General features: G+C 74.9%; 19 protein-coding genes, 1 tRNA gene and 1 other RNA gene. 12 read left to right on the top strand and 9 right to left on the bottom strand.

What is annotated here, in order from left to right; genetic code table 11:
• Window positions 1-45: 45 nt before the first annotated feature.
• From ABD948_RS12375 to ABD948_RS12365, 3 genes are all read right to left on the bottom strand, one after another.
• Window positions 46-513: a WXG100 family type VII secretion target gene (locus ABD948_RS12375; RefSeq protein WP_345266175.1), complete on the bottom strand. Its 468-nt coding sequence runs from the start codon at window positions 511-513 to the stop codon at window positions 46-48.
• Between the two features lie 134 nt (window positions 514-647).
• Window positions 648-1,874, bottom strand: a complete 1,227-nt coding sequence (locus ABD948_RS12370; RefSeq protein WP_345266173.1) for a pyridoxal phosphate-dependent aminotransferase — start codon at window positions 1,872-1,874, stop codon at window positions 648-650.
• Window positions 1,871-3,376 (bottom strand): FAD-binding protein, encoded by a 1,506-nt coding sequence (locus ABD948_RS12365; protein WP_345266171.1) that lies wholly within the window; start codon window positions 3,374-3,376, stop codon window positions 1,871-1,873. Before ABD948_RS12365 ends, ABD948_RS12370 begins: the two co-directional genes overlap by 4 nt.
• Before the next feature lie 127 nt (window positions 3,377-3,503).
• Here ABD948_RS12365 and ABD948_RS12360 point away from each other — a divergent pair, with 127 nt between their 5' ends.
• Window positions 3,504-5,003 (top strand): potassium/proton antiporter, encoded by a 1,500-nt coding sequence (locus ABD948_RS12360; protein ID WP_345266169.1) that lies wholly within the window; start codon window positions 3,504-3,506, stop codon window positions 5,001-5,003.
• A gap of 26 nt (window positions 5,004-5,029) precedes the next feature.
• Here the strand turns inward: ABD948_RS12360 and ABD948_RS12355 are convergent, their stop codons facing one another.
• On the bottom strand, window positions 5,030-5,584 hold the full coding sequence (locus ABD948_RS12355; RefSeq protein ID WP_345266167.1) for a LytR C-terminal domain-containing protein: 555 nt from the start codon (window positions 5,582-5,584) through the stop codon (window positions 5,030-5,032).
• Window positions 5,584-5,880, bottom strand: coding sequence for a type II toxin-antitoxin system VapB family antitoxin (locus tag ABD948_RS12350; protein WP_345266165.1), 297 nt, complete (start codon window positions 5,878-5,880; stop codon window positions 5,584-5,586). Before ABD948_RS12350 ends, ABD948_RS12355 begins: the two co-directional genes overlap by 1 nt.
• A gap of 51 nt (window positions 5,881-5,931) precedes the next feature.
• Here ABD948_RS12350 and ABD948_RS12345 point away from each other — a divergent pair, with 51 nt between their 5' ends.
• A complete protein-coding gene (locus tag ABD948_RS12345; RefSeq protein ID WP_345266163.1) occupies window positions 5,932-7,593 on the top strand; it encodes a helicase HerA-like domain-containing protein in 1,662 nt (553 codons plus the stop codon).
• 63 nt (window positions 7,594-7,656) lie between these two features.
• Here the strand turns inward: ABD948_RS12345 and ABD948_RS12340 are convergent, their stop codons facing one another.
• Complete coding sequence (locus tag ABD948_RS12340) at window positions 7,657-7,923, bottom strand: hypothetical protein (protein ID WP_345266161.1); 267 nt, start codon at window positions 7,921-7,923, stop codon at window positions 7,657-7,659.
• Window positions 7,924-8,058: 135 nt separating this feature from the next.
• The gene (gene eccCa / locus ABD948_RS12335; RefSeq protein WP_345266159.1) at window positions 8,059-12,114 is read right to left on the bottom strand and encodes a type VII secretion protein EccCa; all 4,056 of its coding nucleotides are present in this window, start codon (window positions 12,112-12,114) and stop codon (window positions 8,059-8,061) included.
• A gap of 147 nt (window positions 12,115-12,261) precedes the next feature.
• Between eccCa and ABD948_RS12330 the strand changes: the two genes are divergently transcribed.
• The 6 genes from ABD948_RS12330 to ABD948_RS12305 all read left to right on the top strand — a co-directional run bounded on the left by ABD948_RS12330 (window position 12,262) and on the right by ABD948_RS12305 (window position 18,777).
• Window positions 12,262-13,674 carry a hypothetical protein gene (locus ABD948_RS12330; RefSeq protein ID WP_345266157.1) on the top strand — a complete coding sequence of 471 codons (1,413 nt, stop codon included), beginning with the start codon at window positions 12,262-12,264 and terminating at the stop codon, window positions 13,672-13,674.
• Window positions 13,675-13,793: 119 nt separating this feature from the next.
• Window positions 13,794-14,138: a WXG100 family type VII secretion target gene (locus ABD948_RS12325; protein ID WP_345266155.1), complete on the top strand. Its 345-nt coding sequence runs from the start codon at window positions 13,794-13,796 to the stop codon at window positions 14,136-14,138.
• 46 nt (window positions 14,139-14,184) lie between these two features.
• Entirely contained in the window at window positions 14,185-14,478 is a 294-nt protein-coding gene (locus ABD948_RS12320; protein WP_345266153.1) for a WXG100 family type VII secretion target, read from the top strand.
• Window positions 14,479-14,687: 209 nt separating this feature from the next.
• Window positions 14,688-16,040 (top strand): type VII secretion integral membrane protein EccD, encoded by a 1,353-nt coding sequence (gene eccD, locus ABD948_RS12315; RefSeq protein WP_345266151.1) that lies wholly within the window; start codon window positions 14,688-14,690, stop codon window positions 16,038-16,040.
• Window positions 16,041-16,051: 11 nt separating this feature from the next.
• Window positions 16,052-17,479 carry a type VII secretion protein EccB gene (locus tag ABD948_RS12310; protein ID WP_345266149.1) on the top strand — a complete coding sequence of 476 codons (1,428 nt, stop codon included), beginning with the start codon at window positions 16,052-16,054 and terminating at the stop codon, window positions 17,477-17,479.
• On the top strand, window positions 17,458-18,777 hold the full coding sequence (locus tag ABD948_RS12305; RefSeq protein WP_345266146.1) for a S8 family serine peptidase: 1,320 nt from the start codon (window positions 17,458-17,460) through the stop codon (window positions 18,775-18,777). The genes ABD948_RS12310 and ABD948_RS12305 overlap by 22 nt, the downstream gene beginning before the upstream one ends.
• On the opposite strand, the gene larE is transcribed toward ABD948_RS12305, so the two are convergent.
• Window positions 18,758-19,624 (bottom strand): ATP-dependent sacrificial sulfur transferase LarE, encoded by an 867-nt coding sequence (larE, locus tag ABD948_RS12300; protein ID WP_345266144.1) that lies wholly within the window; start codon window positions 19,622-19,624, stop codon window positions 18,758-18,760. The genes ABD948_RS12305 and larE overlap by 20 nt on opposite strands.
• 40 nt (window positions 19,625-19,664) lie before the next feature.
• On the opposite strand from larE, the gene larB reads away from it, so the two are divergent.
• On the top strand, window positions 19,665-20,375 hold the full coding sequence (larB, locus tag ABD948_RS12295; RefSeq protein ID WP_345266142.1) for a nickel pincer cofactor biosynthesis protein LarB: 711 nt from the start codon (window positions 19,665-19,667) through the stop codon (window positions 20,373-20,375).
• The gene (gene larC, locus ABD948_RS12290) at window positions 20,368-21,570 is read left to right on the top strand and encodes a nickel pincer cofactor biosynthesis protein LarC (RefSeq protein ID WP_345266140.1); all 1,203 of its coding nucleotides are present in this window, start codon (window positions 20,368-20,370) and stop codon (window positions 21,568-21,570) included. Before larB ends, larC begins: the two co-directional genes overlap by 8 nt.
• A gap of 80 nt (window positions 21,571-21,650) precedes the next feature.
• Here larC and ABD948_RS12285 read toward each other — a convergent pair.
• Window positions 21,651-21,739 (bottom strand) — tRNA-Ser (locus ABD948_RS12285).
• A 112-nt stretch (window positions 21,740-21,851) separates the two neighbouring features.
• On the opposite strand from ABD948_RS12285, the gene ffs reads away from it, so the two are divergent.
• Together ffs and ABD948_RS12275 are read left to right on the top strand one after the other, a co-directional pair.
• An RNA gene (gene ffs / locus ABD948_RS12280) (signal recognition particle sRNA small type) lies at window positions 21,852-21,942 on the top strand.
• A gap of 57 nt (window positions 21,943-21,999) precedes the next feature.
• Window positions 22,000-24,258, top strand: a complete 2,259-nt coding sequence (locus ABD948_RS12275) for a DNA polymerase III subunit gamma and tau (protein ID WP_345266138.1) — start codon at window positions 22,000-22,002, stop codon at window positions 24,256-24,258.
• The last annotated feature ends 55 nt before the right edge of the window (window positions 24,259-24,313 follow it).

The raw sequence follows: 24,313 nt of genomic DNA, 5'->3' as shown, positions 1-24,313 counted from the left end.
GGCGGGGTGACTCCTCGGGGTCGACAGGTCACGGGCGGCACGGACTCACAGCCCCGGCAGCTCGACGGCGAGCCAGTCCGGGTGGCCGCTCGGCGGGGGCTCGAAGGCGTCCAGGGTCTGGTCGTCGGGGTCGGGCTCGGGCGGGAGCACGTCGGGGTGCTCGGGGTGCTCGCGCGCTGCGGCCACCCGGGCCAGCCGGGTGCGCGCCTCGGCGACCAGCGTGGTGACGCGCCGCTCCACCTGGGCGACCTGGTCGGCGACGGCCTCGGTCTCCTGGGCGTGCTTCTCCAGCGACTCGGCCGCGAGGTCGTGGTCCTCGGCAGCCCGTCGCAGGTGCGTGGCGCGCTCCTGCACCCGCTCGCGCATCGAGGCCGCCGCGCGGCCGGTCCACCCCAGCGCCTCGGTCTGGGCCACCAGCGCGTCGGCGGTGTGCCGCACGTCGGCGGCCTGGTCGCGCAGCTGGCCCGCGCGGCGACGCAGGACGTCGACCATCAGCTCGGGCTCGCCGTGCACGGTGCCTCCTCGGCGCGGGGACTCTCGGGTGATCCGGTGCGGGGTGGACGCGGCGAGCGGATACCCGCGGCGTACCGCGGGCAAACCCCGACACGGGCTCCCACCGTAGTGCCCGGCGTCGGTCGTCGCGTGGATCAGCGGGGTGCCAGCACCGGCTCGAGCCGTTCCAGCGCGGTGGCGATGGTCCGGCTGGTGCCGGCGAAGCTGACCCGCAGCGAGCGGTGACCCGCGGCGGTGTCGAAGTCGACACCCGTGGCGAGCGCGACGCCGGTGCGCTCGAGCACGTGGTGGGCGAAGGCCATCGAGTCGGTGGTGAGGTGGCCGACGTCGGCGTAGGCGTAGAAGGCGCCGTCGGCCGGCGCGAGGTCGGTGAGCCCCAGGGCGGTGAGCCCCTCGAGCAGCTGGCGCCGGTTGGCGGCGTAGCGGCGCACGTGCCCGTCGAGCTCGGCGTAGCTCTCCTCGGTGAAGGCCGCCAGGGCGGCGCGCTGGGCCAGCACGGGCGGGCAGATCGTGAAGTTGCCGGCCAGCACGTCGACGGCGCGGCGCAGCCGGGGCGGCACCAGCATCCAGCCGATGCGCCACCCCGTCATCGAGAAGTACTTGGAGAAGCTGTTGAACACGACCGCCTCGCGGCTGGTCCCCCACGCCGAGCGGGCCAGCGGCGCGCGTCCCTCGAGCGGCGCGTACTCGATGCCGTGGTAGATCTCGTCGGAGATCAGCTGGACCCGGTGCTCCTCGCACCAGCGGGCCAGCGCGGCGAGCTCCTCGGGCAGCAGCATGGTGCCGGTCGGGTTGGCCGGGCTCGCCACCACCAGCCCGGCGAGCGGCCCCTGCGGCCCCTCGTGCAGCGCGGCAACCTGCTCGACGGTGGGCTGGAACCGGGTGGCCGGGCCGGTGTCGACCTCGACGACGGCGCAACCCAGCGCTGCCAGCACGTTGCGGTAGCAGGGGTAGCCCGGGCGGGCGATCGCCACCCGGTCGCCCACCTCGAAGGCGGCGAGGAAGGCCAGCAGGAAGCCCCCGGAGCTGCCGGTGGTGACGACGACCTCGTCGGGGTCGACCGCCAGCCCGTGCGCGCGCCGGTGGTGCCCCGCGATGGCGGCGCGCAGCTCGCCGATGCCGGTGGCCGGCGTGTAGCCCAGCGGGTCGCCGGAGGTCAGCAGGCGCACGGCCTCGTCACGGACGGCGGCGGGCGCGCCCGTGCTGGGCTGCCCGGCGAGCAGGTCCACGAGGTCGCCGCGGGTCTCCCGGCGCCGGGCCGCGGCCGCCATCAGGTCCATGACGTGGAAGGGCGGGACGGCGGCGCGGGAGGCGGCCGCCCAGCGACCGGCGGAGGCGTCGGGGACGGGCACGGAGCTCACCCCGTGGACTGTAGGTCCTCGCTGCGCACGGTCCGCGCGGCGGCGTGCCGGCCGGCCCGCCGCCCGAAGTAGGAGCCCTCGCCCAGCTGGGTGCCCGAGCAGTAGCCCTTGCCGTCCTGGGCCAGGTTGGAGGCGCACGCGCCCGCGGCGTAGAGCCCGGGCACCGCGGCGCCGTCGGGGCGCAGCGCCTCGCCCTCGAGGCTCACCCGGACGCCGCCGAGGGTGAAGCCGGCGTACATCGCCTTGCCCAGGCGCAGGTCGAAGACGGCCCACGGGCCGGTGCTCTGCGGGGCCAGCCACTCCGCCGCCTTGTGGAAGTCGGGGTCCTCACCGCGCGCCGCGTGCTCGTCGTAGCGCGCCAGCGTGCGCTGCACCGACCCGGTGGGCAGGCCCAGCGACTCCTCCAGCTCGGCGAGGGAGTCGTAGCCGTCGAGCAGCGGCACCAGCGGGTACTTGGCGTACTCCACGTGCTCGCTGTCCACGATCAGGTACGCCTCCGAGCCGGGCTGCTCCATCACGTGCTGGGAGGTGCGCGAGTGGTAGCTGTCCTCGGCCACGAACCGCTCGCCGCGGTTGTTGACGATCACGCCGGTGAGCAGCTCCGAGGGCGGGTAGACCGGGGCGGTGATGAACGGCTCCTCCATGTGCTTGAGCTCCGCGCCCGCGGAGGCGCCGAGCCGGATGCCGAGACCGTCGTCGTAGGTGGAGCCGAGCGTGAAGAGCTTCGAGCCCAGCGCCGGCGTGTGCGCGGCCACCATGTCGGGGTTCATCACGAAGCCGCCGGCGGCCAGCACGACGGCGCCCGCGGCCACCACGCCGGTGCGCTCGAAGCTCCGCCAGGCCAGGCCCACCACGTCGCCCCCGCCACGTGACTCGTCGACGACGAGCTGGGTGGCGCCGGTCTCGTAGCGCACCTCGGCACCCGCCTCCTCGAGCCGGTCGCGCAGCAGGTCCATGACCAGCTTGGTGCCCTCGGTGTCGCCGGGCACCGGCACCTTGTGACCGCGCGGGGCCGGTCGGGCCTGCTCCAGGTAGGGCCACACCTTCTCGTTGCCGGTGTACATGACGCCCTCGGTGCCCGGCTGGATGACGGCCTTGCCGGGGAAGAAGCTGCGCTCGAACTCGAAGCCCAGCGCCTCCAGCCAGGTGAAGTGCTCGACCGAGTCCTCGCAGTAGGCGCGGATCTTGTCGTGCTCGGGCTCCTTGGAGACCGCGACGAGGTAGCGGTACATCTCCTCGGGGGAGTCCTCCTGGCCGGTGGCCTGCTGCACCGGGGTGCCTCCGCCGAGGTAGAAGTGCCCGCCCGACATGCTCGACGTGCCGCCGTGCACGGCCGCGCGCTCCAGCACCAGCACGCGCGCGCCGGCGCGAGCGGCCTCCAGGGCCGCGCAGCCACCCGCGATGCCGAAACCCACCACGACGACGTCGAAACGCTCGGGGTCCGCGCCGAGCGCTGAGGCCGGGAGGAGGTCGGGGACCCGGGTGCCGGGGGCGTCACTCATGCCACCAATGTAGAACACGTTCCAGTTCTCGGCACGCCGTCCACCGGGTCGTGGTCGGCCCGGCGACCCCGCGCCGACCACTAGACTCGGACTCCGCCGCCCGCACCCCGAGCCCCGCCGAGGTGAGATGAGCTTCGACGTCCACCAGCTCGACGTGTTCCTGCTCGTCGGCTCGGCCGTCACGCTCCTCGCCGTCCTCGCCGTGCGGGTCTCCGCCCGAGCCGGTCTGCCCAGCCTGCTGCTCTACCTGCTCATGGGGGTCGCGCTCGGTGAGGCCGGGCTCGGCATCCGCTTCGACGACGCCTCGCTGGCGCACGCGCTGGGTTTCGGCGCGCTGGTGATCATCCTGGCCGAGGGCGGTCTGACCACGAGCTGGCGCGACATCCGGCCGGCCATGCGCCTGGGCGTCGCGCTCGCGACCATCGGCGTCGCCATCTCGGTGACCGTGGTGGCGCTGGCCGGCCACTACCTGCTCGGACTGCCGTGGCAGATCGCGGTGCTCCTGGGCGCCGCGACCTCGGCCACCGACGCCGCCGCGGTCTTCTCGGTGCTGCGGGTGGTGCCGCTGCCCAAGCGGCTCACGGGCTCGCTCGAGGCCGAGTCCGGGCTCAACGACGCCCCCACCATCGTGCTCATCGTGCTGGTCTCCAGCGGCGACGCGGCCGCCGACGGACCGCTGCTCATCGCCGGCGAGATCGCCTTCGAGCTGGTGCTCGGCTCACTGGTGGGGCTGGGCATCGGGTTCGGCGGCGGTTGGTTGATGCGGCGCGCGGCGCTGCCCTCCTCGGGCCTCTACCCGATCGCGGTCCTGAGCCTGACCCTGCTGGCCTACGGCGGCGGCACCTACCTGCACGCCTCGGGCTTCGCGGCGGTCTACCTGGCGGCGCTGGTGCTCGGCAACAGCGAGCTGCCCCACCGCGCGGCCACCCGCTCCTTCGCGGAGGGGCTCGCCTGGATCGCCCAGATCGGGCTCTTCGTGATGCTGGGGCTGCTGCTCTCGCCGGGGCGGATCACCCTGGAGATCGTCGGGCTGGCCCTGCTGGCCGGCCTGGTGCTCACCTTCGTGGCCCGCCCGATCTCGGTGTTCCTCAGCGCGCGCCTGGTGCAGCCGCTGCCCTGGCGCGAGCTGACCTTCCTCTCCTGGGCCGGGCTGCGCGGCGCGGTGCCGATCGTCTTCGCCACGATCCCGCTCTCGGAGGGAGTGCCCGGCGCCGAGCAGCTCTTCGACATCGTCTTCGTGCTCGTCGTGGTCTACACGATGGTCACCGGCCCGACGCTGCCGCTGGTGGCCCGCTGGCTGCGGGTGGCCCGACGCTCGGAGCCACGCGACCTCGAGCTCGAGGCGGCGCCGCTCGAGCGGGTGGCCGCGGACCTGCTGCAGGTGAGCATCAGTCCCGCCTCGCGGCTGCACGGCGTCGAGGTGGGAGAGCTCCGGCTGCCGAAGGGGTCGTCGGTCTCCCTGATCATCCGCGACGGCGAGACGCTCGTGCCCGAGTGGCGCACCGTGCTGCGCCACGCCGACGAGCTGCTCGTCGTCACACCCCGGCGCCAGCGCGAGCGCACCGAGGAGCGGCTGCGCCAGGTCTCGGCCCGCGGCCGGCTCGCGCACTGGCTCGACGACGACTGACGCTCGGGTCGCCGTCCTCGGCCGGATCAGCCCGCGGCGGCGACGTCGGTGTCGGCCTCGGTGTCGGGCAGGGGGCCGCAGATGACGGTCTCCTCCTGGGGCACCACCCGCTGACGGCCGCGGCCGACGTCGTCGAAGCGCTCGCCGACCACCACGGTGACGCCGCCGCCGTCGGTGTCGCGGGCGACGACGGGGGTGCGGGGCCCGAAGAAGCTCGCGACCAGCCGCGCCGAGGGGTTGCCGGGGTCCTCGGCCCAGACCTCCACGCGCGCCACGTCGGCGTCGGCGGGGGCGTTGCCCTGCCGGCCGGGGACGAACCCGCGGGACTCCAGGGAGTCCAGGGTCACCGAGGCCAGGCCCAGGCGGCTGCTGGCGTTGAGCACGCTCACCACCACGTCGTCGGGCCGGATCGGCTCCCCGGCGGGCGCGGTCTGCGGCTCGCAGAGGCTCGCGGCGGTCTCGCCGCCGGGCAGCGGGGCGGTGAGTGCCGACCAGGCCCAGGCGGCACCGCCCACGAGCAGCGCCGCCAGCACCCCGAGGGTGACGAGGCTGCGTACCCGGGCCTGCGTGCGGGCGTCCATCACGCCACCACGCGGTGCACGCGGGCGTGGACGACGTTGCGCTGCTGCAGCGCCGCGCGCAGGGCGCGGTGCAGGCCGTCCTCCAGGTAGAGCTCGCCCTCCCAGTGCACGACGTGGGCGAAGAGGTCGCCGTAGAAGGTGGAGTCCTCGTCGAGCAGGGCGGCCAGCTGCAGGGTGTCCTTGGTGGTCACCAGCTGGTCCAGGCGCACCTGCCGCGGGGGCAGCCCGGCCCAGGCTCGCGCGTCGAGCCCGTGGTCGGGGTAGGGCCGGCCCTCCCCGACCCGCTTGAAGATCACGCAGCCGAGTGTAAGCGGCGTCTCGTCCCGGCCCGCCTACAGTCATCCAGCATGAGCACCCCGCCCGTCCCGTCCGAGCCCGCCGTCGACGCGTCCGAGGCTGTCGAGGCGTTCGACGCCAGGGTGGCGGCCGGCTACCAGTTCGCCGGCCCGGCCCTCGAGCTCGGCGGGCTGATGCGCGACGCGCAGACGCTCACCGACGTTCGGGTGCGGATCCCGCTGGCGATGCTGAACCGGCACGGCCTGGTGGCCGGTGCCACGGGCACCGGCAAGACCAAGACCCTGCAGCTGCTGGCCGAGCAGCTCAGCGCCGCCGGGGTGCCCGTGGTGGCCGCCGACGTCAAGGGCGACCTCTCGGGCCTGATGACGCCGGGGGAGCCGAGCGAGAAGGTCACCGCCCGCGCCGCCTCGGTGGGCCAGGAGTGGCGGGCCACCGGCTTCCCGACCGAGTTCTACGCGCTGGGCGGCGAGGGCACCGGCGTGCCGCTGCGCGTCACCATGAGCGCCTTCGGGCCCACCCTGCTGAGCAAGGTGCTGGGGCTCAACGACACCCAGGAGTCCAGCCTGGGCCTGGTCTTCCACTACGCCGACGGCGCGGGGCTCCCGCTGCTCGACCTCGCCGACCTGCGCGCCGTCGTCGCGCACCTGCTCAGCGACGAGGGCAAGCCGGAGCTCAAGGCGCTCGGCGGCCTGGCCACCTCCACGGCGGGGGTCATCCTGCGCGAGCTCGTCGCCTTCGAGGCCCAGGGCGCCGACGCCTTCTTCGGCGAACCCGAGTTCGCCACCGCCGACCTGCTGGCCCTGGCCCCCGACGGGCGCGGCGTCGTCTCGCTCGTGGAGCTGCCCCAGCTGGCCGACCGGCCCGCGGTCTTCTCCACCTTCCTCATGTGGCTGCTGGCCGACCTGTTCCACGACCTCCCCGAGGTCGGGGACGTCGAGAAGCCCAAGCTCGTGTTCTTCCTCGACGAGGCGCACCTGCTCTTCGACGACGCCTCGGAGGCCTTCCTGGACCAGGTGGCGCGCACCGTCCGGCTGATCCGCTCCAAGGGCGTCGGTGTCTTCTTCGTGACCCAGCAGCCCACCGACGTGCCCGAGGAGGTGCTGGCCCAGCTGGGCTCCCGCGTGCAGCACGCGCTGCGCGCGCACACCCCCAAGGAGGGCAAGGCGCTCAAGCAGACCGTGGAGACCTACCCCACCAGCGGCTACGACGACCTGGGCGCCGTGCTCACCACGCTGGGCATCGGCGAGGCCGTCGTCACGGTCATGGACGAGCGCGGAGCGCCGACGCCGGTGGCGTGGACCCGGCTGCGAGCCCCCGAGTCGCTGATGGCGCCCGCCGACCCGGCCGCGATGGCGGCCGCCGTGCAGGCCAGCCCGCGGATGGCGACCTACGGCACCGAGGTGGACCGCGAGTCGGCGCACGAGATCCTCGCCGCGCGGCTCGAGGAGGGCGCCCGCAAGCACGCGGCCGAGCAGGAGGCGGCCCAGGAGCCGGCTCCCACGTTGCCCGAGGACGACCTGGACCGGGCGCTGCGCCGGGAGGCCGAGGCCGCCTCGCGACGGGAGAAGGGCAGCCGCGGCGGCAGCCGGCCGGCACCCGCGCGTGAGCGCGACGTCGTCGGCGAGGTGATGGGCAGCCCGGTGGTCAAGGACCTGGTGCGCACGGCCGCCCGCGAGATCGCCCGCGGGCTCTTCCGCACCGGGCGGCGCTGACGCGAGGCCGGCGGCACCAGCGCCGGCTGCGGCGCCGACGCCGCCCGGTGGGGCGAGGAGGGGTCAGGCGGTCCAGCGGATCGCGTCGTCGACCAGGTCGGCGAGGGCGTGGACGCCGCGCAGGTCGTCGCGCTGCGCCATCAGCGCGGTGAGGCGCTGGGCGTGGCGGTCCTGGAACTGCTTGCGGCGGGCGACGATCCGCGCGAGGCGGGCGTCGAAGTCGTCGGCCGGGTCGGCGACCGGGTCGGCGACGGAGCGCAGGTGGGGGGTGGTCGGGGTGCTGGTCGTGGTGGCGCCGGGGGTGGTGGCACCGAGGGAGTGGAGGGTCATGCGAGAAGCCTGCGCCGCCGAGTTCTCCGGCAGGTTGCCTCCATGTGACGAGCAGGTCTCCGCCGGTGTGACCTGGACGACGCCAGCCCCCTCCCTGGTCCGCCTCCCCGATCCGCCTCCCCGGTCCGAGGTCGCTCAGAGCGACAGGTCGGTCCAGGCCACCTGCAGCGCCTCGACGCCACGCTCGCGGGTGACCAGGTGGCCACGGCCCGGCGGCTGCTTGCTGGGGCGCAGGTTGCCGAGCAGGGCGCCCTCGTCGCGGCTGCCGGAGAGCATCAGGCCCGGCTGGGCCAGGTCGCGCATGCTCTGGATGATCGGCTCGTAGAGCGCGCGCGAGGCGCCGCCGGAGCGACGGCACAGCAGCACGTGCAGTCCGACGTCGCGGGCCTGGGCCATCAGGGGCTGCAGCACCGCCAGCGGCGAGCCCTGCTGGGTGGCCACCAGGTCGTAGTCGTCGACGACGACGAACACCTCCGCGCCGGCCCACCAGTTGCGGGCGCGCAGCTGCTCGGGGGTCACGTCGGGCCCCGGGATCCGGTTGGTGAGGTACTGGGCGAGCTCCTTCATGGCGGGCGTGGCCTGGGTGGCCGAGGTGAGGTACTGCAGCTGGTACTCCTGCGGCACCTCGCCGAGCAGCGAGCGGCGGTAGTCCACGGGGATGATCTGCGCCTCGCGCGGGGTGCGCGTGCGGACGATCTCCTGCACCAGCGTGCGCAGCACGGCGCTCTTGCCGGACTGGCCGTCGCCGAAGACCAGCAGGTGCTGGTCCTTCTCCATGTCGAGCGTGACGGGGGCGAGCTCCTTCTCGTTGATGCCGAGCAGCAGCCGCAGGTCGCGCTCGGCGGGGTCGCTGCCCTCCTCCGGGGGACCGGCGACGGCACCGGCGCTCACGCGCAGGTCCTCGAGCGAGATGAGCTCGGGCAGCAGGCGCAGCTTGGGCCCGGTCGGGCCGGTCCAGGCGGCGCTGCACCGCTTGATCAGGTTCTCGACACCGTCGCCGAGCGTCTCGGCGGTCGGGTCGGCGTCGACGCGCGGCAGCGCGCCGAGGAAGTGCAGCTTGCCGGGCACCAGGCCGCGACCGGGTCGCCCGGTGGGCACCAGCTGGGCGACCTTGCGGTCGATCTCGGAGTCCAGCGCGTCGCCGAGCTTCAGCTCGAGCTTGGTGCCGAACAGGTCGCGCACCGCGGCGCGGAAGTCGGCCCAGCGCGGCGAGGCGGCCACGATGTGCAGGCCGAAGGTCAGGCCGCGGCTCGCCAGCTGCTGCACGCCGACCTCGAGGTCGTCGAAGTCGCTGCGCAGCGTGCTCCAGCCGTCGATGACCAGGAAGACGTCGCCCCAGCCGTCGTCGGCGCGGCCCTGCTTGCGCCGCGAGCGGTAGGTCTCGATGCTGTCGATGCCCTGGGCGCGGAAGTAGGCCTCGCGCCGGTCGACGATGCCGCTGACCTCGGCCACGATGCGGCGCACGACGTCGGGCTCCGAGCGGGTGCCGACGCCCGAGACGTGCGGCAGCTCGGCGAACGGCGTGAACGTGCCGCCGCCGAAGTCGAGCACGAAGAACTGCGACTCCAGCGGGGTGGTGGTGAGCGACATGCTGGCGACGATCGATCGCAGCAGGGTGCTCTTGCCGGTGCGCGGGCCGCCGACGACGGCCGCGTGGCCGGAGGCACCGGCGAGGTTGATGGTGAGGGTGTCGCGGCGCTGCTCGCGCGGGCGGTCCACGGTGCCGAGCGGGACGGTCAGCCCGCCCAGCCCGCGCCACTGCGGCGAGACCAGGCCGAGCTCAGGGTCCTCGACGAGGTCGGGCATGAGCTCGTCGAGGGTGTCGGGCACGTCGAGCGGCGGGAGCCACACCTGGTGGGCGGGCGGGCCCTGGCCCACCATCCGGGTCACCGCGATGTCGAGCAGCGACTCCTGGTGCTCGTCCTCGCGAGCGGTGGGGCGGGGAGCCTCCTCCTGCTCGGGCTCGAGGTCGGGCACCTCGAGCGCCTGCACCTCCGAGACGGTGAACGGCAGGATGCCCTGCACGTGACCGCCCTCGTCGCGCCGCACGCGCGGGCGGGTGGTGGACGGCGGGCCGGAGACGTAGGCGGCCTTGAACCGCAGCATCGAGGTGGGGTCGGGCTTGAGGTAGCCCAGGCCGGGCACGGCGGGCAGCTCGTAGGCGTCGGGCACACCGAGCACCGCCCGCGACTCCTGGGCGCTGAAGGTGCGCAGGCCGACGCGGTAGGAGAGGTGGGACTCCAGGCCGCGCAGGCGGCCCTCCTCGAGGCGCTGGGAGGCCAGCAGCAGGTGCAGCCCGAGCGAGCGCCCGAGCCGGCCGATGGCGACGAACAGGTCGATGAACTCGGGCTTGGCCGAGAGCATCTCGGAGAACTCGTCGACGACGACGAACAGCGAGGGCATGGGCGCGAGGTCCTCGCCGGCGGCGCGGGCCTTCTCGTAGTCGCGGATCGAGGCGAAGTTGCCGGCCTCGCGCAGCAGCTCCTGACGGCGCACCATCTCGCCGGAGAGGGCGTCCTGCATGCGGTCCACGAGCGTGAGCTCCTGGGCCAGGTTGGTGATGACCGCCGAGACGTGGGGCATCTCGGACATCCCGGCGAAGGTGGCGCCGCCCTTGAAGTCGACCAGCACCATGTTGAGCTGCTCGGGGGAGTGGGTGAGGGTGAGGCCCAGCACGAGGGTGCGCAGGAACTCCGACTTGCCGGAGCCGGTGGCGCCGATCACCAGACCGTGCGGGCCCATGCCCTGCTGGGCGGACTCCTTGATGTCGAGGTGCACGAGAGCACTGCCCTCGCCGAGGCCGATGGGCACGCGCAGCCGGTCGCGCGCCGGGCGCGGACGCCAGGCGGCGGTGGGCTCGAACTCGCGGACGTCGCCGAGGCCGAGCAGGTCCATGAAGTCGGTGGGGCCGGTGATCTCGCCGGAGCCGGTGGTGGACTCGCCACCGGCGTCCACGGAGACGACGTGCAGCGGGGTGAGCCGCCGGGCCAGGGCCTCGGCGGTCGCGAGGTCGCACTGGTCGGCCTTGGCGCGCACGGGCTCCTCGCGCAGCCGCAGCGCCTGCACGGGCAGCAGGCCGTTGTCGTCGAGCGGCTCGTCGAGCAGCTCGATGCGCAGCCGCGAGGCGTCCTCGAGCTCGGTCCACCGGGTGGGCAGGTCGAGGACGGTGACGCCGTGCAGGCCGTCGGGCGGCACCACGTGGTTGCCGGGCGGCAGCTCGGCGCCGTCGGTGACGAGCAGGATGTGGGGTGTGGGCGGTCGCTCGTCGGCGCCGAAGCGCGGCCGGTCGCTGAGGTCGGGCGGCAGCAGCCCGGCCAGGTCGTTGAGCGAGGTGCTGACCATCCGCATCGGGCCGACGGCGTCGGTCTGCTGGCTGCTCTGCGCGTGCGGCAGCCACTTGATCCAGTCCCAGTGCGCGAGGTTCTCATCGGAGGAGAGCACCGCCACCACGAGGTTCTCCGGCGAGGTCAGGGCCACCGCGGAGCTGACCATCGCGCGGGCCAGGGCGCGCGCCTGCGCCTCCTCGCCGCACAGCTCGATGCGGTCGAAGGCCCGCAGGTCGATCGCGGCCGGCAGGTCGGGCTGCAGCCGGTGCACCACGAGCAGCCGGTGCAGGGCGGAGGCGGCAGCGGGGTCGACGTCGTCGACCGGGGCGTTCTCGGGCGGCACCAGCTCGAGCGCGAGCGGCTGCGCGCACAGCCCGTAGCGCACCTGGAGGAAGTGCGGGTCGTTGCTGCCGTGGTCCCAGATGCGTGAGCGCTCCTCGGCCAGTGAGGGCAGCGTGCGGGGGTCGGGGTGGTGCCAGGTCAGCGCGCGGCGCTGCTGGTCGGCGGCCTGGCGGGCCGAGCGCCGCACCGTGGCGAGGTAGCGCAGGTACTCGGTGCGCGAGCCCGTGACCTGCTGGGCGCGCTGCTTCCGCTGCCGGTCGATCTGGACGACGATGAAGCCCAGCGTGGCGAACAGGAACATGCCGGCGGCGATGAAGCTGCGACCGCCGCCTCCTCCGCCGGGGCGGGCCATGGTGGCCACCAGCACGATCGACCCCAGGCTGCCGAGCATCGGGATGGCGTTCATCATGACGCCGGCCGCGCCCTCGTCGCGCTGGATCTGAGGGGGCGGCTGCAGGACGAGACGGCCGCCGGGCATCTCCGGCTCGTCGTGGCGCGTGCCGCGCAGCGTCGTCGTGGTCACAACTCGTCCCGTCGGTCGGTGGAGGGAGCGGCCTGCTGCCGGGGGGCGGCGGGTCGCTCGATGATAGGTCGGCGGACCGACCTCGGCAGCCCTACCCGCGCACGCCATCGCGCACACCCGGTCGGGTGCGGGGGTTACTGTGCCCCGGTGAGCGGCGCGGCGACCGGACGGGACTCCAGCCTGGCCCTGAGCGTGCACGGGCCGCAGGGCGTGGTCGACCTGCTCGTGCCCGCGGGCGCCTCCGGGGTCGACGTCGCCCGCGAGTACGCGGCGCAGGTGGGCAGCCGCTCGGTGCCGGCCCTCTGCACCCGACGGGGCCGGCGGCTCGGTGCCGAGACCTCGCTGGTGGAGTCCGGCGTGCGCTCCGGTGCCCTGCTGGTGGCGCTCGACCCCGCCGGCCAGGACCGCGCGGGGCAGACCAGCCGCCGCGAGCGGTTGCGTGCCGAGATCGTCCCCGTGCGTCGCGTCGGTCCGCCGGGTCGGCTCTCGGCCACCTGGTTCGCCGTCGCGGCGCTGCTGGGCGTGCTGGCCGGCTGGATGGCAGCCGGACTGCCCCAGGACGACCGGCTGCGCGAGGTGACGGTGTACGTGCTGGCCGCGACGGCGTTCGTCGGCGTGCTGCCCGTGGGGCGCTTCGCCGCCCACCGGGCCACCTCGGCGCCGGCCTTCGCCGGTGCGGCGGCCTACGCCGTGGCCTACGAGCCCGTGCCCGAGCGCCTCCCCACGATCCTCGGGGTCTCGGCGCTGGTGGCCGCCGTGACCGCCGCCGTCGGGCGGGCCCTCGACCGGCGCGCCGACGAGGCCCTCCAGGTCTGGGTCGTCACCGGTGTGGCCTGCTTCCTGGTCAGTGCAGGCGCCGCCCTGGTGGGCTTCGCGCCCTCGGTGGTGTGGTGCGCGCTGCTGCTGGGCGCCATGCTCGCCACCCGCTTCGTGCCCTCGTTCGCCGTCGACGTGCCCGACCAGTACCTGATCGACATCGAGCGCCTGGCCGTGACGGCGTGGTCGGCACGCGAGCGGCCCCGCGGTCGCCGCGGCCGGATCATCATCCCGCGCCGGGCGGTGGCGGCCGTCGTCGACCGCGGCACCCGGCTGGTCGTCGCCTCCAGCGCCGCCGTGCTCGCGGTCAGCGCGGTGGCGGCGCCGATGCTCCTGGCCACCGCGACCGGCGACGTCGACCGGATCGGCGCGCGCACCCTGGTGTTCTTCGTCGGCGCCACGCTGATGCTCGTGGGCCGCAGCTACCGCAACGGTGCCGCGCGCCTGATGCTGCGCCTGGCCGGGCTGGCGTGCTGGCTGGTGCTGGCGGTCGCGCTCCTCTCACCGCTGGGCCCGGCAGGCCCGACGGCCCGCGGCTGGGTGGTGACGCTGGCGATCCTGGGGGCCTCGCTGCTGGTGGTGGTGGCCGTCGCCGTCGGCCGGGGGTGGCGCTCGGCGTGGTGGTCGCGGCGGGCGGAGGTCGCCGAGGGGGTCAGCGGCGCGTTCGCGCTCGCCTCCGTGGTCGTCGCCGTCGGTGCGTTCCGCAGCCTGTGGGAATTGACAGGCGCAGGTTTAGGCACCTAGGCCCCGGGTAACACGATGGATGTCCGGCCCCACCGCGGGCCGCAGAGCAGCACCGACCAGAGACATCCACCGCAGGACACCACGCGGCCATGCGCCGCCAACCCGAAGGAGCAAGGCACATGGGCAACACCGACTTCGGCCAGGGCGAGGGCACTCTCACCCAGGCAGCCGACCTGGTCACCACCGCGATGACCGACTTCGAGCGCCTCGCCCAGCGGCTGACCGACCAGATCTCCGCCCTCCAGGGCAAGTGGGGCGGCCAGGGCGCACAGGCCTTCCAGACGCTCTACACCGCCTGGGAGGAGAAGCAGGGTGTGATCGTCCGGGCGCTCAACGGCTTCGCCGACTCGCTGGGCGCCACCGAGCGCCTCAACTACGAGCAGGAGGACCTGGTCGTGCAGAGCACGAGCCAGCTCACCGCCGGCCTCGACGCCACCGCCAAGCCGCCGGTCCTCGGCGCCTGACCTCCGCGACCCACCCAGACACCGAAGACTTGAAGGAGACATGAACATGAGCATGGACGGAATCCGCGTCAACCACGCCGCGCTCGACCAGGCCGCGGCCGACATGTACCAGGCCGTCAAGGACATCGACGACCGCATGAACCGGCTCGAGGACGAGCTGAAGCCGCTGAAGAACGACTGGCACGGTAACGCGCAGACCACCTACACCCAGGCCAAGGCCGCGTGGGACGCCGCCATCCTGGAGATGAAGGACCTGCTGGACCGCAGCTCCAAGACGGTCTACGAGTCCAACGCGCAGTACGCCGCCACCGACAAGAAGGGCGCCGACTACTTCCAGTGAGTCGCGGTGGCCGGCCAGCCCGGTCACGACCCGCCGACCGCGGGGGACGGCACCGCCCGGTGCCGGCCCCCGCGGTCGTGTGTCCGCGGGCGGCTCGCGCCGGTGTGCCCGCGCGTCACGACCCCGCGGGTTAGCATCACGACGCCGCGGGCCCGGCCCGTCCGGTCTCGTCCGTCCCACCCGCCCCCAGCCCTGTCGAGGGAGAGTCGATGAGTCAGGCACCCGCCGCAGCCTCGGGCCTGGTGCGCGTCACGGTGGCCTCCGGCCGTCGTCGCGTCGACCTGGTGCTGCCCGGCGCCATCCCGGTCGCCGAGCTGGTGCCCGAGCTGGCGCGCAGCGTCGGGCTGCTCGACGCCGCCACCGTCTACGGCGGCTACAAGGTCGTCACCGCCGACGGACGGCGCCTGGCCGACGACTCCGGCCTGACGCTGCAGGGCGTCGAGGACGGCGGCGTGCTCACGGTGACGGCAGGCATCGACGAGGAGCCGCCGCGCGTCTACGACGACGTGGTCGAGGCGATGACCGACGTCGTCGAGCACGAGCTCAAGCCGTGGCGCCCCGAGTCCGGACGCCGCACCGCCCTGTGGGCCGCCGGGCTGTTGATGGCGCTCGGCGCCGCGGCGCTCCTGGTGCAGCGCGAGTCGCTGGTGGCCTCCGTGGCCGCCGTCGTGGTGGCGGTGGCCCTGGTGAGCGGAGCCGTGGTGCTCTCCCGGGTGCAGCGCGACGCCGAGGCCGCCGTCACCGTGGCCTGGATCGGATCGGGCTACGCGCTGGTCGCGGGCATCATGCTCGCCCCCGCCGGCGCACTGCTCGGCGAGGTGCTGGCCGTGGCGGGGGGCAGCGCGCTCGCCGCCGGCCTGCTGTGCCTGGTCGGGCTCGGCGAGGGCCGGACGCTGGTGATCCCGCCCGCCGTCGTGGGTGCGGTGCTGGCCGGCACCGGGCTGCTGCTCGACGTCACCGACCTCGACGGCACCGTCGTGCTCACCACCGTGCTCACCCTGGTGGTGCTGCTGGGCAGCGTCTTCCCCTGGCTGGCCCTCAGCCTCACCGGCACCTCGGTGGACCAGCTCTACACCCCGGCCGACATCACCGCCGACCCCGACGACATCGACGCCTCCCAGGTGGGTGCGGACGCACGCCTGGCGCACGAGATCCTGCTGGCCATCTCGGGCACCGTGGGGCTGCTGCTGTTCCTGGTCGCTCCGGTGGCCGTCTCCCGCGGTCTGAGCGGCACCCTGCTGGCCGTCGTCGCCTGCCTGGTGGTCATGCTGCGCACCCGGCAGTACCGCACGGGCTCGGAGGTGATGGTGGGGCTGGCCTCGGGCATCGCGGGCCTGGTCTCCACCGCGGTCTCGGTGCTGCTGCTGCACCCGGACTGGCGGCCCACCACCGCGGTCGTGCTGGCCGCCGCCGGCGGGGTGCTGCTGGCCTCGAGCCTGGTGAGCAGCGCGCCCTCGGTGCGCCGTGGCCGCCTCGGCGACGTCGTCGAGACCGTGGCACTGCTGGCCCTGCTGCCGCTGCTGGTGCTGGCCACCGGCCTGTTCGACGCGATCGTCAGCTAGGGCGCGGCGCGATGGCCAACAAGAAGGACCTCGTCGAGGCCTACTCCTTCAGCCGGCGCCGGCTGGTGACCGCCTTCGTCTCCGGTGCCCCGGGCGGCCGCGAGGTCGAGCCCACCAAGCCCGGCCGCACCATCATCGGCGGCGTCGCGCTGGCGATCCTGCTGGTGGCCGGCGCCGCCGTCACCGGCGTCTTCAAGCCCCGGGTCGACGAGGACTGGACCTCCCCAGGGCTGGTGAGCTCCAAGGAGCGCGCCAGCGACTACCTCATCTTCGAGCCGCCGCCGGGTGAGGAGCCCGTGCTGCGGCCGCTCATCAACATCACCAGCGCCATGCTGCTCTTCGGCGCCGACGTCACCTCCACCTCGGTGCCGGAGGTGGAGCTGAAGACCCTCGACGAGGGGCCGGCCATCGGCATCCTCGACGCGCCGCAGACCCCCCCGGACCCCGAGGACCTCGTCAACGACGGCTGGACGGCGTGCACCGTCGACGGTCAGGGCATCAAGGTCACCGTGAGCTCCGAGCCCCAGGTGCAGGTGCAGCCCGGGGCGGGGCTGCTCGTGCGCAGCGAGCGTCGTCTCTACCTGGTCGGCGAGGGCGAGGGTGAGCGCGGCGAGGTGTCGCGACCGCGCGCCTACAGCTACCTGATCGACGACCGCGGGCGCGACGCCCTGCGTGACGTGACCCTGCAGGGTCTCAGCGGCTACCTCCTCGAGGACGCGGTCGAGGTGCCGCCGGACTGGCTGACGCTCTTCCCCTCCGGCGGGTCGCTCGAGGTCGACACCCTCGGCCTCGGCCGGTTGGGTGACCGGGTCGACTACGCCGGTCAGGGCGGCGTGCCTGCCAACGCCCGCGTCGGGGACCGCTTCGAGAACAACGGGCTGAGCTACGCGATCGCCGAGGACTCGCCGGTCGAGCTCACCACCTTCGCCGAGCGGCTGCTCACCTCCCAGCGCGACGAGGAGATCGAGCTCGACGGCCCGCTCGACCTCGACATCGCGCCCCAGCCCTACGCGGAGGCGCACTTCCCGGCCGAGCCGCTCACCAACGTGCAGGGCGAGCAGTGCGCGGTGCTGGCCACCGATCCGCTCTCGCCCGGCGTGCAGGTGGGTGTGCTGCCCGGCGAGCAGGCCAGCGCGGCCGACGTGGAGGCCGGCATCGAGTACGACGTCGACTCCGGCACCGGTGCCATGGTGCGCTCGGGCCAGTGGGACAACCTGCCCGGCGACGGCGAGGTGTTCCTCGTCGACAACCGCGGCGAGCGCTACCTGCTCCAGGGCGGCGAAGTGCCTGAGAGCCTGGGGCTCGCGAGCGTGGAGCAGGTCTTCGCGCCCGCCGAGTGGATGGACCTGTTCCGCACCGGCGTGACGCTCTCGCGCGACGCAGCCCGGTGCCCGCCCGACCAGGACGACGGTGAGTCGTGCGTCGCGATCAGCAGCTGAGCCGGCCCGGCGGCCGCCGCCGTGGTCTGGCGGCCGTCGCGGCCGGGGGACTCGCGTGCACCCTGCTCGCGCTGCCGGTGGCCACGGCGCCCTCCGCCTGGGCCGCTGACAGTTGCGAGAGCATCGCTCTCGACACCGAGCCGGGCGAGCCGCCCGAGGAGAACGAGGTGGGCGACCGGCTGCGCCTCGACGACGTGCACGCCTGGCTCGAGGCACGCGGGCTCGGCCTCGGCGACGGGACGCAGGTCGCAGTGGTGGCCGGCGGCGTCAAGCCCGTCCCGGGGCTCCCGGTGGTGCCGACCGCCTCCTCGCTGGTGGGGCGCGAGATCGAGATGTACGAGGGCACCGCGCTGGCCGGACTGGTCGCCGGCGGCGAGGAGGAGGGGCTGCAGGTCGGCGTCGCGCCGGGTGCCGAGGTGCTCGACGCACGCATCATGGACTCCTTCGCCGGTGGCGAGGGCGGGCTCTACGACTTCAACGCGACCGCCACCGTCGCGATGCTGGGCGCACTGGCCACCACCGACGTCGACGTGGTGGCGATGCCCTTCCCCCTCCCAGACTCGCCGGAGCTCCAGCGGGCGGTCCGCACCCTGCTCGACCGTGACGTGATCGTGGTCGCCGCCGCGGGCGACCGACCACAGGCGGAGGAGGAGCCCCTCGCCGAGGACTACCTGGAGTCGGAGGGCGAGGGCGAGACCGAGGCCCCCTCGGGGTTCTCGCCGCGCGAGGACGCCGTCGCCGACGCCTTCCCGGCCGGCTACGACCACCCGCTGCTGCTCTCGGTGAGCTCCACCGCGTTCTCCGGCGACCCGCAGCAGTTCGTGCTGCCCAACTCCGGCATCGACCTCGTCGCCCCTACCGAGGGGGCCGTCACCTTCGCGCTCAACGACACCCTGTGCGTCCTCGACACCCCGGGCAGCGCCTGGGCCACGGGCACGATCGCAGGAGTGCTGGCACTGGTGCGCAGCGCGCACCCCGACGACACCCCGCGCCAGGTGGTGGCCCGGGTGCTCGAGACCGCGACGGGCGGCGAGGACCCCGCGCCCGGCAACCGGCTGAGCGGGCGGGGCGTCGTCCAGCCGTTCCAGGCCGTGACGGCGGCGCTGCGACCGGCACGCGACGGCGAGGTCGCCTCCAGTCAGTCGCGGGACCGCACCGAGGCCGCGCCCGTGCCCCAGGACGATCCCGACCTGCTCGCCGGCACCCGGCGAAACGCCGTGTGGTGGGGCCTGCTGGGCGGTGGGGCGCTGCTGGTGGCCGTGGTCGTCCGGCCGCTGGTCACCCGCCGACGCGGGTGAGTGGCAGCCCGAGGCTCACCGGCTGCGGCGCCCCCACGAACGAGCGGCCGGGCGCGTAGGGCTCCGGGTCCAGCTCCGTGCGACGCAGGTGGGGGGCGTGGCGTCGCATCACCGTGAGCACCGCTCCCAGCACCCGCTCGTCGACCCGGTGTCGCGTGGCGGCGGGCAGCTCGAGCAGCACGACGTCGTCGCGCACGCGGGTGCGCAGCACCTGCTCACCGGTCAGCCGCGTGGCCATCGCCTCCCCGGCCTCGACGGCGCGGACCAACCCGGGCGTGACCGGCGTGCCGGTGTAGAGCCGGCTGGCCAGGCACGGCGCGGCCGGCAGCTGGTGCCAGGCATGGCCCCGGTCACCGGCGAGCGCGCGGATGTCGGCCTTGCCCAGCCCCGCCTCCACGTAGGGGTGGCGCACCGCGTGCTCGGCCGCGGCCAGCAGGCCGGGGCGGTACTCGCCGAGGTCGTCGGTGTTGGCGCCGCTCAGCAGCGTCCACCCGGCGTGCGCCTGCGGCAGGTCGGCGACGATTCGCTCCAGCTCGTCGTAGAGGTTGGTCTTGCAGAAGAAGCACCGGTCGACCGGGTTGGCCAGGTAGCGCTCGTCGTCGAACTCGGGGGAGTCCACGAGCACCAGGTGCCAGCCGAGCTCACCGGCCGTGCGGCGCACCCGCTCGGTGGCCGCCTCCGGTACCGCGGGGGTCACCGAGTGGGCGACCACGGTGGTGGCCGGGGCCGCCTCGTGGGCGACCGCCGCCAGCAGCAGGCTGTCGACGCCGCCGCTGCACGCGACGACGCGGCGCGGGTGCGCCGACAGCGTGGCCGTCAGGGCCGCCTGGGCCGGGTGCGTGGACATCGGGGACGAGCCTAGGCGAGCCGGCTCCTAGGGTGGACCCGTGACCCCCGCCGAGCCGTCCGACCCCGGCGAGCAGCCACCGACACTGCACGTGCCCAGCGGCGACGCGCGCCTGGACCTCGACCGAGCCCGGCGGACCGGCGACCCCGAGGTGGTGTTCGGGCAGGGCAAGACCCCGGTGCAGGTGGTCGAGATCCTCGCCGCGCTCCACGCGGCCCACCCCGACCGTGCCGTGCTCGCCACCCGCCTCGACGACGCCGCGCGCGCCGCGGTGCGCGGCGGGCTGCCCGGCGCCGTCGTCGACGAGGTGGCGCGCACCGCGCTGCTCGGCCCGGTGCCGGCGCCGGTGGGCGACGTCGTGGTGGTCACCGCCGGCACCAGCGACCTGCCGGTGGCCCACGAGGCGGTGGTGACGCTGCAGACCCACGGCGCCGGGGTCGAGCTGGTCACCGACGTCGGCGTGGCCGGGCTGCAACGCGTGCTGGAGGTGCGCGAGCGGCTGGCCGCGGCCGACGTCGTGGTGGTGGTGGCGGGCATGGAGGGGGCCCTGGCGAGCGTCGTGGGCGGCCTGGTGGGCTCGCCCGTCGTCGCCGTGCCGACCTCGGTGGGCTACGGGGCGGCCCTGGGCGGGGTGACCACCCTGCTGGCGATGCTGACCTCGTGCGCCCCCGGCGTCAGCGTCGTCAACATCGACAACGGCTACGGCGCGGGCGTGTGCGCCGCGCGGATCGTGCGGGTCGGGCGTGGCTGAGGAGTCCGGTGCCCTCGGGTGGGTCGACGCCTCGGCGGGCGCCTCCGGCGACATGCTGCTCGGCGCGCTCGTGGGTGCCGGCGTGCCGCTCGCGGTGATGGCCGACGCCGCCGCGGCCGTGGCCCCCGAGGCCGTGCGGCTGCACGAGGAGTCGGTGCTGCGCGCCGGGCTGGCCGCGACCCGCGTGCACGTGGAGGTGGCCGACACCACGGAGCACCGCGCCTGGCGCGACGTGCACCAGATGCTCGAGGCGGCTCCGATCGCCGACGCAGTCCGGGCACGCGCGCTCGCCGCCTTCGAGCGGCTGGCTGTGGCTGAGGGTGCCGTCCACGGCATCGAGCCTGCGCAGGTGCACTTCCACGAGGTGGGAGCGCTGGACGCGATCGCCGACGTGGTCGGGGTGAGCGCAGGCCTGGAGCACCTGGGCCTGGACCGGCTCGTGGTCTCGCCGGTCGCGGTCGGGTCCGGTCGGGTGGAGGCCGCGCACGGCTCCATGCCGGTGCCGGTGCCCGCGGTGGCCGAGCTGCTGCGCGGCGTGCCCAGCCTGGCCGGCCCCGCCACCACCGAGGCGTGCACGCCCACCGGCGCGGCGCTGCTGGTGGCCGCGGCCGACGCCTGGGGCGCCCAGCCGCCGATGAGCGTCGCCGCCGTCGGCGTCGGTGCAGGCGGCCGCGACCCCGACTCGCACGCCAACGTCGTGCGGCTGCTGGTGGGCCGGGCGGTGGGGGGAGCGGTGCCGGTGCCGGGCGAGGGGCTGTGGCTGCTCGAGACCAACCTCGACGACCTCGACCCCCGCCTGCTCCCCGGCGTGCTCGACCGGCTGCTCGCGCTCGGCGCCGTGGACGCGTGGCTCACGCCGATCGTGATGAAGAAGGGGCGCCCGGCGCACGTGCTCGCAGCGCTGGTGCCGGCGCCGCTGGTGGACGCCGCGCACGACCTGGTCTTCGCCGAGACCACCACGTTGGGCGTGCGCCGCACCCGGGTGGACCGGGCGGTGTGCGAGCGGGAGGTGCGCCCGGTGCGGGTCGGCGGGGTCGAGATCGCCGTCAAGGTCGCCACCTGGCGCGACCGCGTCGTCAACGCCCAGCCGGAGTTCGACGACGTCGCGGCTGCTGCCGCGGTGCTTGGCCGTCCCGTCGTCGAGGTGCTCGCCGAGGCCGCTGCCGCGGCCCGGGTGCTGACCCCGGGCGCCTGACGGGGACACGAACGCCGGCCCAGGCGCGAGGCGGGGCCGGCGTGTGGCTGCGGGACCGACGCGCTCGTCGGCGGCAGCAGTGGCGGAGGATAGGGGATTCGAACCCCTGAGGGCTGTTAACCCAACCCGCTTTCCAAGCGAGCGCCATAGGCCACTAGGCGAATCCTCCGCGCAGGAGCGTACCGGTGGGTGTCGGGCCGGTGAAATCCGGGGCGTCGGGGCCCCGCGTGCCTGGTGCACCGCTTGCCGCCGCGCCGGACCCATCGCCTAGACTCCGGGGCAACCCCCCGTGCGGCGGCACCTCGCCCAACTCCCCCAGGGCCGGAAGGCAGCAAGGGTAAGTGAGCTCTGTCGGGTGCGCGGGGGGCCTTTTCATGCCCGGGAGGCCGCGCGCTACCGGGTGTCGGAGGCGGTCGTTAGGGTCGGCACGTGGAGTCACCCCTGGCGCTGTACCGCCGCTACCGACCCGAGACCTTCGCGGAGGTCATCGGGCAGGAGCACGTCACGACGCCGCTGCGCGCGGCGCTCGCCGCCAACCGGGTCAACCACGCCTACCTCTTCTCCGGACCGCGCGGCTGCGGCAAGACCACCTCCGCGCGCATCCTGGCCCGGGCCCTGAACTGCGAGCTCGCCCCCGTGGCCGACCCGTGCGGCCAGTGCGACAGCTGCCGCGACCTCGCCCGCGGCGGGCCGGGCAGCATCGACGTCATCGAGATCGACGCCGCCTCGCACGGCGGCGTCGACGACGCGCGCGACCTGCGCGAGAAGGCGTTCTTCGCGCCGGTGCGCAGCAGGTACAAGGTCTACATCATCGACGAGGCGCACATGGTCACCACGCAGGGCTTCAACGCCCTGCTGAAGCTGGTCGAGGAGCCACCGCCGCACCTGCGCTTCGTCTTCGCCACCACCGAGCCCGAGAAGGTCATCGCGACCATCCGCTCGCGCACCCACCACTACCCGTTCCGGCTGATCCCGCCGCGGCTGCTCACCGACTACCTCGGCCAGCTGTGCGAGGCCGAGGGGGTGAGCATCGAGCCGGCGGCGCTGCCGCTGGTGGTGCGCGCGGGCGCCGGGTCGGCCCGCGACACCCTCTCGGTGCTCGACCAGCTGCTCGGCGGGGCCGGGCCCGAGGGCGTCACCTACGACCTCGCCAGCGGACTGCTCGGCTACACCCCCGACACGCTCCTCGACGAGGTGGTCGACGCCTTCGCCGCCGGCGACGGCGCGGCGGTGTTCGGCGTCGTCGACAAGATCATCGAGACCGGCCAGGACCCCCGCCGCTTCACCGAGGACCTGCTGCGCCGGCTGCGCGACCTGGTGATCGTCGCGGCGGTGCCCGACGCGCCCGCCACCGGCCTGATCGACGTCGCCCAGGACGCCGGCGAGCGACTGGTGGCCCAGGCCGCGCGGTTCGGCCGCGCCGACCTGAGCCGTGCGGCCGACCTGGTGGCCACCGGGCTCACCGAGATGCGGGGCGCCACCGCGCCGCGGCTGCTGCTCGAGCTCATCTGCGCGCGGGTGCTGCTGCCCGGGGCCGACCACACCACCCAGGGCGTGCAGGCGCGCCTGGACCGGCTCGAGCGACGCAGCGCGATCACCGGCACCCCCAGCGCGGCAGCCGCCGAGCAGGCGGCCCCCGCGCCGGCACCCGCCGCGCCGGCACCCGCCGCGGCGGCACCGGCGCCGCCCGCCCCGGTGCAGGACCGGGCGGCCCCCGAGCAGCCCGAGCCGGTGCCCGTGCGGGTCGAGCACGAGCGCGAGGCGGAGCCGGCGGGCCCGCACGCCCCGCCCCCGCCCGCCCCGGCCGACCAGGCCCCGCCCCGCATCAGCTCCTCGCCCCCGATCAGCTCCACGCCCCCCGCCGCGAGCCCGCCGCCGGCGGCACCGCAGCCGTCCCCCGAGGAGCGCCCGGTCCCCGATCCCGCGGCGGCCGGCCCGGCACCGAGCCCGACACCGAGCCCGGCACCGAGCGCGCCGGCAGCGTCGACCACGGCGGGCGGCTCCGGCCTGGGGCTGGTCGACGTGCGCCGGCTGTGGCCCGACGTCATCGCCGCCACCGAGCAGCGCCGCCGACTCACCTGGATCGCGCTGCGCACCCAGTGCCAGGTGGTCGGTCTGAACGGCAACGTGCTCACCCTCGGCTTCGGCAACGGTGGGGCGCGCGAGTCCTTCGACCGCAACGGCAGCGGCGAGATCGTGCGCCAGGCGGTCATCGACGTCATGGGCGCCGACTGGCGCATCGAGACCATCGTCGACCCCGGCGCCGACCCGGAGGCCGCCCCGCCGCCGGCCGCCCGACCCGCCGCCCCGATGACCCCCGAGGCCCCGGCTGCCCCGGCCGCACCTGCCCCGACCTCGCCGGGCACCGCGGAGGCTCCCCCCGCCTGGGCCGACCGCGAACCACCTCCCGACGACGAGGCGCCGTCCGAGGAGCCATCGCCCGGCAGTGCCACCGGCAGTGCCACCAGCAGTGCGACCAGCAGTGCGGCGGCCCGCGAGGCCATCAGCCCCACCCGCACCCGGTCCGAGCACGACGCCGGCGGCGGCACCGCTCGTCCCGACTGGGCGGCGGCCGACGCCGACGCCCGGCCCGACGACCTCGACGCCGACCACGACTCCCTGGCCGGACCCGAGCTGCTGGCGCGCGAGCTGGGTGCCGAGGTCATCGAGGAGATCCCCCACCAGTGAGCCCGGCACGACCAGCCCGGCCGCGGACCCGACCGACCACCCGGACCACCCGGAC

It is taken from the genome of Nocardioides nanhaiensis (genome assembly GCF_039542785.1).
Lineage (GTDB): Bacteria > Actinomycetota > Actinomycetes > Propionibacteriales > Nocardioidaceae > Nocardioides > Nocardioides nanhaiensis.
The sequence above is the reverse complement of the archived record's forward strand: the minus strand, read 5'-3'. Positions and strand labels throughout refer to the sequence as shown.